Consider the following 6,024-nt stretch of genomic DNA (forward strand, 5'->3'; position numbering starts at 1 on the left):
TATTCTTCACTCATAAATATCACAAGGGTAGCCACCGATGTATTTACCATTTTCTTTACTAAACAAGGGAACCATATTTGTATCTTTTAAATATTCATATTCGCGATAAGAAATTTTACCGCTATCCAAGACTTGCATTCTGAATAAATCACATTCTTTATTTGATTCAATAATCGGTTTTTTAGGTATCGTATAATTACATGAAACGTCTATATAGTCAGCTTGACCATTTAAATCAAAATAGGATTCCTGATTGATATTATCTATTTTATATCGGACTGTTCTTTTTCCGGTTCTTAAGACTCGTGGTACAGTTGTAAGAGCCGTCATATTGGTCCCAATCGCTTCGAGCACATTAATATTACCGATACCACTATTACCATTCACTTTAAGTACCATTTTAACAGAATCCACAGTTTCTTTTGCGTAACAAATGAGAGGATGGGCTTGTTGCTTTTGCATACAATTGCTCCAATCATCTAAAACAATATCATTATTACTTTGTATCAAAAGGTGAGAAGATTTACTTCCTGAATAGTTAAAGTCTGTACCACGACAGTTGTTTCTTTTCCAAGTGGATAAGTTTTCAAGATCATGATTTGGTGAAAAAATATTCATAACATCATACTGAAGGTTTAAGTTTTCATTAGATGTTTCGCTACATAGCCATTTCTTTAACGCTAATCTGGTTTCAAAATTGTTAGTTGCTTGATATCTATTAAATGCTCCTTCAGCTAGTATTTCGTTACAGCTATTATATATATGATTGTCTGCAATAGCGCCTAAAGGAATTAAGGATATGACGCTTAATGTTAATGTCCTATTCCATCTTTCTCTTATCATCGTAAACCTCTAAATAATTGAGTTGTTTTTAATTTAGTCAATATAAATTGACGCTGGAAAACATATAATATTTTAATTGAGGTTTGAATAATACTTACATCAAGATTACATTTAATTACTCTTCTTTATCTAATCAGCTGTGATCACAAAAATAAACACCGTGCCTGATTTGTATAAGTGTATGTTATTTGTTTATTTATATTTGATTTTTTTAATTTAATTTAATTTATTTAATTGTTAGGATTTAATGGGGTATTGTAGTTCCGCTTTGTGACACGTCACCAGCTTTAAAATGAAATTAATACAGAAAAATATGGATTTATTATGAAAAAAATTAAATTTAAAAACTTACTATTACCGGCAATTTTTTTGTCACTGTCATCTATAGGAATGCAAACTCAGGCAAATACTTCTTCAACTGCATCTTTTAATTGGACTGGGCAAGTTCCTTCTGGAACAGGTATAGGTAGTGCTCTAAGTGTTGAAGCTATCTCAAACGGAAATTTGACAATAGGCAAGGGTGATAAACTAGGACACTTTAAGCTTTCTGCCAGTGATTTTGTATTTAAATTAGAAGATAACAATGGAGATTTAGTAACTGGTGATTACAAAGTTAAATTAAAAGATCCAGCTTTGGAAGTTGGGGATACTCTTTCTAATAACTATTTAACAGACGCGACATGGAAGGTTAACAACGAAAGTATAAGCAAAGATCAGGATACAGCTATTACCTTTACAGAATTTAATAATTTGTCATTTGAAAATGATGAGCAATTTCCGGCAAAAGCTCTTGATATGGTGAATTTAAGAGTTAGTTTAATTATCACAAATTCTACTACTTAATTAACACACTCCTCTCCCCTATGCTCCATGTTGGCATAGGGGTTATAAATCTATTTAATAATATGAATACTATTAAATTATGTTAAATGCAAGATTGTTAATAATAGTTTTGACTTTAAGCTTTAATGTTGAATCAGCATATATAAAAGATTTGAAAAAAATCATTCCGGTACCTGTTTCAGTATACATAAATAAGTCCAATAATACCTCATTGGAAATTATTAATATTGATTCTTCTATGGTAGCTTCTTTTAATTTGACTGAAAAAAAGTTTGATAACTTAAAGTATCCATTTGAACTAAAAAGCTCTAAAAGTTCTGGTAAATATACCTTATCATTAATTCATTCTTTACATCAGTGTACCTCCTTTAGGTCTTCATTTTTAATACCAGTTAATATCAAATTTAACGGTAAATATATAGAGAACCAAAATAAGCTAGATTTTAATTGGGATGATGGTGATAATGCATTGTCTTTAGAATTAATCTTTGATGAAATAAAAGAATTTGGAAATGAAAAATATGATTGCTCAGGAACGGTCTCTATAATGGTAACATCAAAAAATGTCTAATTTTTATTTATTAGTCTTCATATCTATTCTACAATTTTTTCATGCTGATGTATATTCTAAAGGATATCCTGATAATTTCTCAGAATATTTCATAGAAAAAAATAAAATGATTTCGATAAGATTACCTGGAATTAATGAAAGTGTTGACACTGAGATGTTAGTATCATATGAATCTATAAAGTTGGTAAATTATTCTTCAAACATTAATGGTGTTAGATCTTTTTTGAATGATAAAGGAATTAAAGGTATAACATCATCTGATATAATATCTATTCTAAAAAAAGGAATTAATCGGTCTGATATATTATCAAAAAAAAATCATGAAAGAGAATATGTTCTAGATTTCGACTACGATAACTCTATTTTAGAAGTTATTTTATCCCCCAGTGCTTTCAAGAGTATTTCTGGTGAGAAAGAGTACATCGAATATGAAAATAAATCACCAGCAATGATTAACTGGAGTAACTTTTATCTATCTAGCGAGATGAATAAACAGCCAAAATTAAATTGGTCAAATAATACGACAGTTGGTTTACCTATTGGCTTTCTAAGTATTGATACTCAAATTGATACTAAAGGTAATACGGATTTATTTGAGGCTATGTATAGTTATGAAAAATTGGATAACTTACTTAAATTTGGCTATAGTGAAAACACTCTTTCTTTTAATTCAACCGACTATTTATCTAATGGTACTAATTACATTTCTACGTCAGCGTATGTTGCTTCAAGTCGTCAATTAATCAAGAATAAAACGAAAAATTCTCAGAAAATAATTTTTTATGCTTCAGAAAATGGTCAAGTAGAGGTTTATAAATCTGAAAGAATAATTTACAGCAAATCTATTTCGGAAGGAAAAAACTTCATCAGTTACGATGATCTACCAGTTGGTTCTTACAAAATTGTTATTATTTTTAAGGCGTTAGGTGAAGAAATCTTTCGAGAAGAGAAAAGAATTGTCAATAATAATGACTTTCAACTTGAGACTGGCCGCTATGATCATACTCTCAATGTTGGCTTGATGGAAAATTCGAAAGGGGATGACTTTTTCTTTTCAAGAGGTCTGTTGAATTATCGTATTGATGAGCCTTTTATGATTGGCAGTGGTATTACACTTTCTGAATATGGTCATTACTTTCAAATCGGAAGTAAATATCTTTTTAAGGATGACTGGTATTTTGAAGGTACGGGGGGAGTTAATGAGTATGGTGACAGTTTCACTACATTGAATTTTAGAATGTCATTTTTCGATTTTTATTATAGTCATTTAGATTTGAAGGCTAATACTAATAGCTTTGATTTAATTAATACATTATATAGAGATAATAGCTATCGTGAATTTGGTATAGGAGCATCTGGGCTTGTACTTGGTGGAACTGGCTATATACGGTTATCACAATACTCAGATAATAATTTTTCTTATTATCAAAAAAGTGATAGGTATGATTATAGAATGGTTTATTCTTCTTTAAACTACCACTTATCTTCAGCAGATATTACTTTATCTGCAGATTACCAACGTTATGAAACTCGGGATTCTTCATTTAATATTTCGTTATCATTACAGGTCAAGCTTGATGAGATTTTTTCTGCTAGCAACAATGTGTATGTGAAGGATAATAATGTAATCAGTATGAGAAACTCATTAAATATAATTGATGAATCAGAAAATTTTGATAGTAATACATCTTTAAGTCACCAAGCTATCACAAACAGATCATTCGTTGATTTTTCTTCGTCTATACATTTAAAAAACCAAAAATTTAACTCTAATGCATACGTATATGTTGACTCACTTGGAAGAAAGTCTTTGTCATGTAGTGCTTCCGGAACTCAAATATTCAGTGATGGTAGCCTGGATTTTACAAGCTTAAAAGGACGTTCATTTATTAAATTAAGACGTGATAATTTTTTAGCGGCTAAGGAAGAAAGTGTTTATGTATCAAGTTCAAAAAATGGACGTTTTATCTCAAGGAAAGTGCTTAATAAAGATTCTAATGTTACTAAATTGGTTGAATATCAACAGCAAGAAATATTGATTGAACCAAAAGAAAAAAATACCCTAATAAAAGATAATAGCTTTGATGTTACATCTCTGCCCGGAACGTTATACACAGTAAGCCCTAAAGCGTATGATGTTGAAAATATGATTGTCATTTTAGATGATGAATTCGGTAATCCAATCTCATCTCTTGACTGTGCAGGAGAAACTTGTATTGACGTACAACAGATCTCAGACGATGGTGTTTTTCAGGTTACATATATCAAAGGTAGTAATTTCAATTTAAGTTCTAACAGTAGAGTATGTAATTTTAAACAAATTAAAAACTCAACTTCATTTTCAGGAGTGTGTATTTAAATCTTAAATACTATTTTAATATAATTTATAGGTAAAAAAATGATAAAACATAAATTAAGTCAAGTGATAATATTTTTACTATTATCAATTTCTTTTGGTTCAACTGCCTTAGAAATTAATTCAATGATGCTGGTTTCCGCTTATGATGATGAGTCTGTTTTTACAATTAAAAATAATGAAAATGCTCGAATTTTTGTCTCCACTTCTGTATCTGAATTATTTATAAAAAATGGTGAGATAGAAATGGTGGACTACAATAGAAATAATATTTTTGATTGGAAAATAAATCTATCACCTAGAAAGACGATCATTGAACCAGGGAGAAAAAAAGATTTCTTTATTACTCTATCTGATACTAATTTAGATCCTAAATCTAATAATATTGATCGTGCCTTCCAGATAAGTTTCATTCCTCAAGCTTATGTCTCTGAAGGTATGGAAAAAACCAATCATGTAAACTTTACTATTGGTTTGGGGCCCTTATTTATCTTAGCTGGTGAAGAACAACCAATTAATTATGATATCAAATATGATGGAAAGACACTTTATATTCATAATAAAGGTAATAGTTTTATAAGAGCTAATTTAGATTCGTGTAAGTATATCAAATCAGAGGATACAGACTGTACTCAAGAGTTTGTTGTTCTTGCTGGTAGAAAGTTAAATGTTAATTTGAAGGAAGGTTTGATGTCAGATGATATCCTTGTTAACCTTGAGACTCATCGCGCTAAATATCGTGAATCAATAACTATTCATAAAGGGCATAATATATGAGGTATTATGCATTATTACTGAATTTATTTGTGTTCTCATCTCCAATCCTTGCTTTGACTTTAGAGGGCTCTTATCAAGATGGTATTATTATTTGGAATAATGTTATCTTTAATGGTGATGAAATATCTCCTTCTCAATGGCATATTGTTGATAACTTACCTCCTACAGCTTGTTGGGAGCAAGTCTCTATTATTAATGACAATCAAACTATTAATTTAAAGTCGGGGAGTGATCATGTTAATATACATGTTGATAATATAAAAATTATAACCCCAGAGGGCTATAATGATGACTGTTCAAACATAACTTCTCTACCAGATCCATCCACACCATTTAGATTTATAAAACCTGCTTTTAAGGTCTCTATGAGCGGAAAACCAAAGAATAATGGTGTATATTCCGGAATGGCTTTTATTGAATATCAATATAGATATATTGTTCCTGATTCCGGCGCTATTAGCCTTCATAAGGCTTCATTGCCTATTTTCTTTAAGATAAGTAATCGCGATTTCTATGTTTCAAATGTTACATTGACTGGCTCTGGACAGATTGTACCCAAGTATCAAAATAATCGAGTTAGTGGATTTACTCGATATAATGCAAATGTGACAGGTAATTTTAATAGTGGATTAAC

At 30.1% G+C, this 6,024-nt stretch carries 6 protein-coding genes; 5 read left to right on the forward strand and 1 reads right to left on the reverse strand.

The features are described from left to right. Positions 1–6: 6 nt before the first annotated feature. The gene (locus VSA01S_RS14460) at positions 7–843 is read right to left on the reverse strand and encodes a hypothetical protein (RefSeq protein WP_050567279.1); all 837 of its coding nucleotides are present in this window, start codon (positions 841–843) and stop codon (positions 7–9) included. Positions 844–1,167: 324 nt separating this feature from the next. Here VSA01S_RS14460 and VSA01S_RS14465 point away from each other — a divergent pair, with 324 nt between their 5' ends. The 5 genes from VSA01S_RS14465 to VSA01S_RS14485 all read left to right on the forward strand — a co-directional run. Beyond that, complete coding sequence (locus VSA01S_RS14465; protein WP_039980084.1) at positions 1,168–1,686, forward strand: hypothetical protein; 519 nt, start codon at positions 1,168–1,170, stop codon at positions 1,684–1,686. A gap of 79 nt (positions 1,687–1,765) precedes the next feature. After that, positions 1,766–2,257, forward strand: coding sequence for a hypothetical protein (locus VSA01S_RS14470; RefSeq protein WP_039980083.1), 492 nt, complete (start codon positions 1,766–1,768; stop codon positions 2,255–2,257). Continuing rightward, entirely contained in the window at positions 2,250–4,616 is a 2,367-nt protein-coding gene (locus VSA01S_RS14475) for a TcfC E-set like domain-containing protein (RefSeq protein WP_039980082.1), read from the forward strand. Before VSA01S_RS14470 ends, VSA01S_RS14475 begins: the two co-directional genes overlap by 8 nt. A 39-nt stretch (positions 4,617–4,655) precedes the next feature. Then, entirely contained in the window at positions 4,656–5,390 is a 735-nt protein-coding gene (locus VSA01S_RS14480) for a hypothetical protein (protein WP_039980081.1), read from the forward strand. Beyond that, positions 5,387–6,024: hypothetical protein (locus VSA01S_RS14485; RefSeq protein WP_147052712.1), on the forward strand; the 638-nt coding region annotated here is incomplete at its 3' end. The genes VSA01S_RS14480 and VSA01S_RS14485, both read left to right, overlap by 4 nt.

Origin of the sequence: Vibrio sagamiensis NBRC 104589, assembly GCF_007990935.1 — a bacterium.
GTDB classification, from domain to species: domain Bacteria; phylum Pseudomonadota; class Gammaproteobacteria; order Enterobacterales; family Vibrionaceae; genus Vibrio; species Vibrio sagamiensis.

What these genes read in the sequence shown, in the direction of transcription:
- VSA01S_RS14465 (WP_039980084.1), top strand. Translation starts at nt 1,168, where the DNA reads ATGAAAAAAATTAAATTTAAAAACTTACTATTACCGGCAATTTTTTTG.
- VSA01S_RS14470 (WP_039980083.1), top strand. Translation starts at nt 1,766, where the DNA reads ATGTTAAATGCAAGATTGTTAATAATAGTTTTGACTTTAAGCTTTAAT.
- VSA01S_RS14480 (WP_039980081.1), top strand. Translation starts at nt 4,656, where the DNA reads ATGATAAAACATAAATTAAGTCAAGTGATAATATTTTTACTATTATCA.
- VSA01S_RS14475 (WP_039980082.1), top strand. Translation starts at nt 2,250, where the DNA reads ATGTCTAATTTTTATTTATTAGTCTTCATATCTATTCTACAATTTTTT.
- VSA01S_RS14460 (WP_050567279.1), bottom strand. Translation starts at nt 843, where the DNA reads ATGATAAGAGAAAGATGGAATAGGACATTAACATTAAGCGTCATATCC.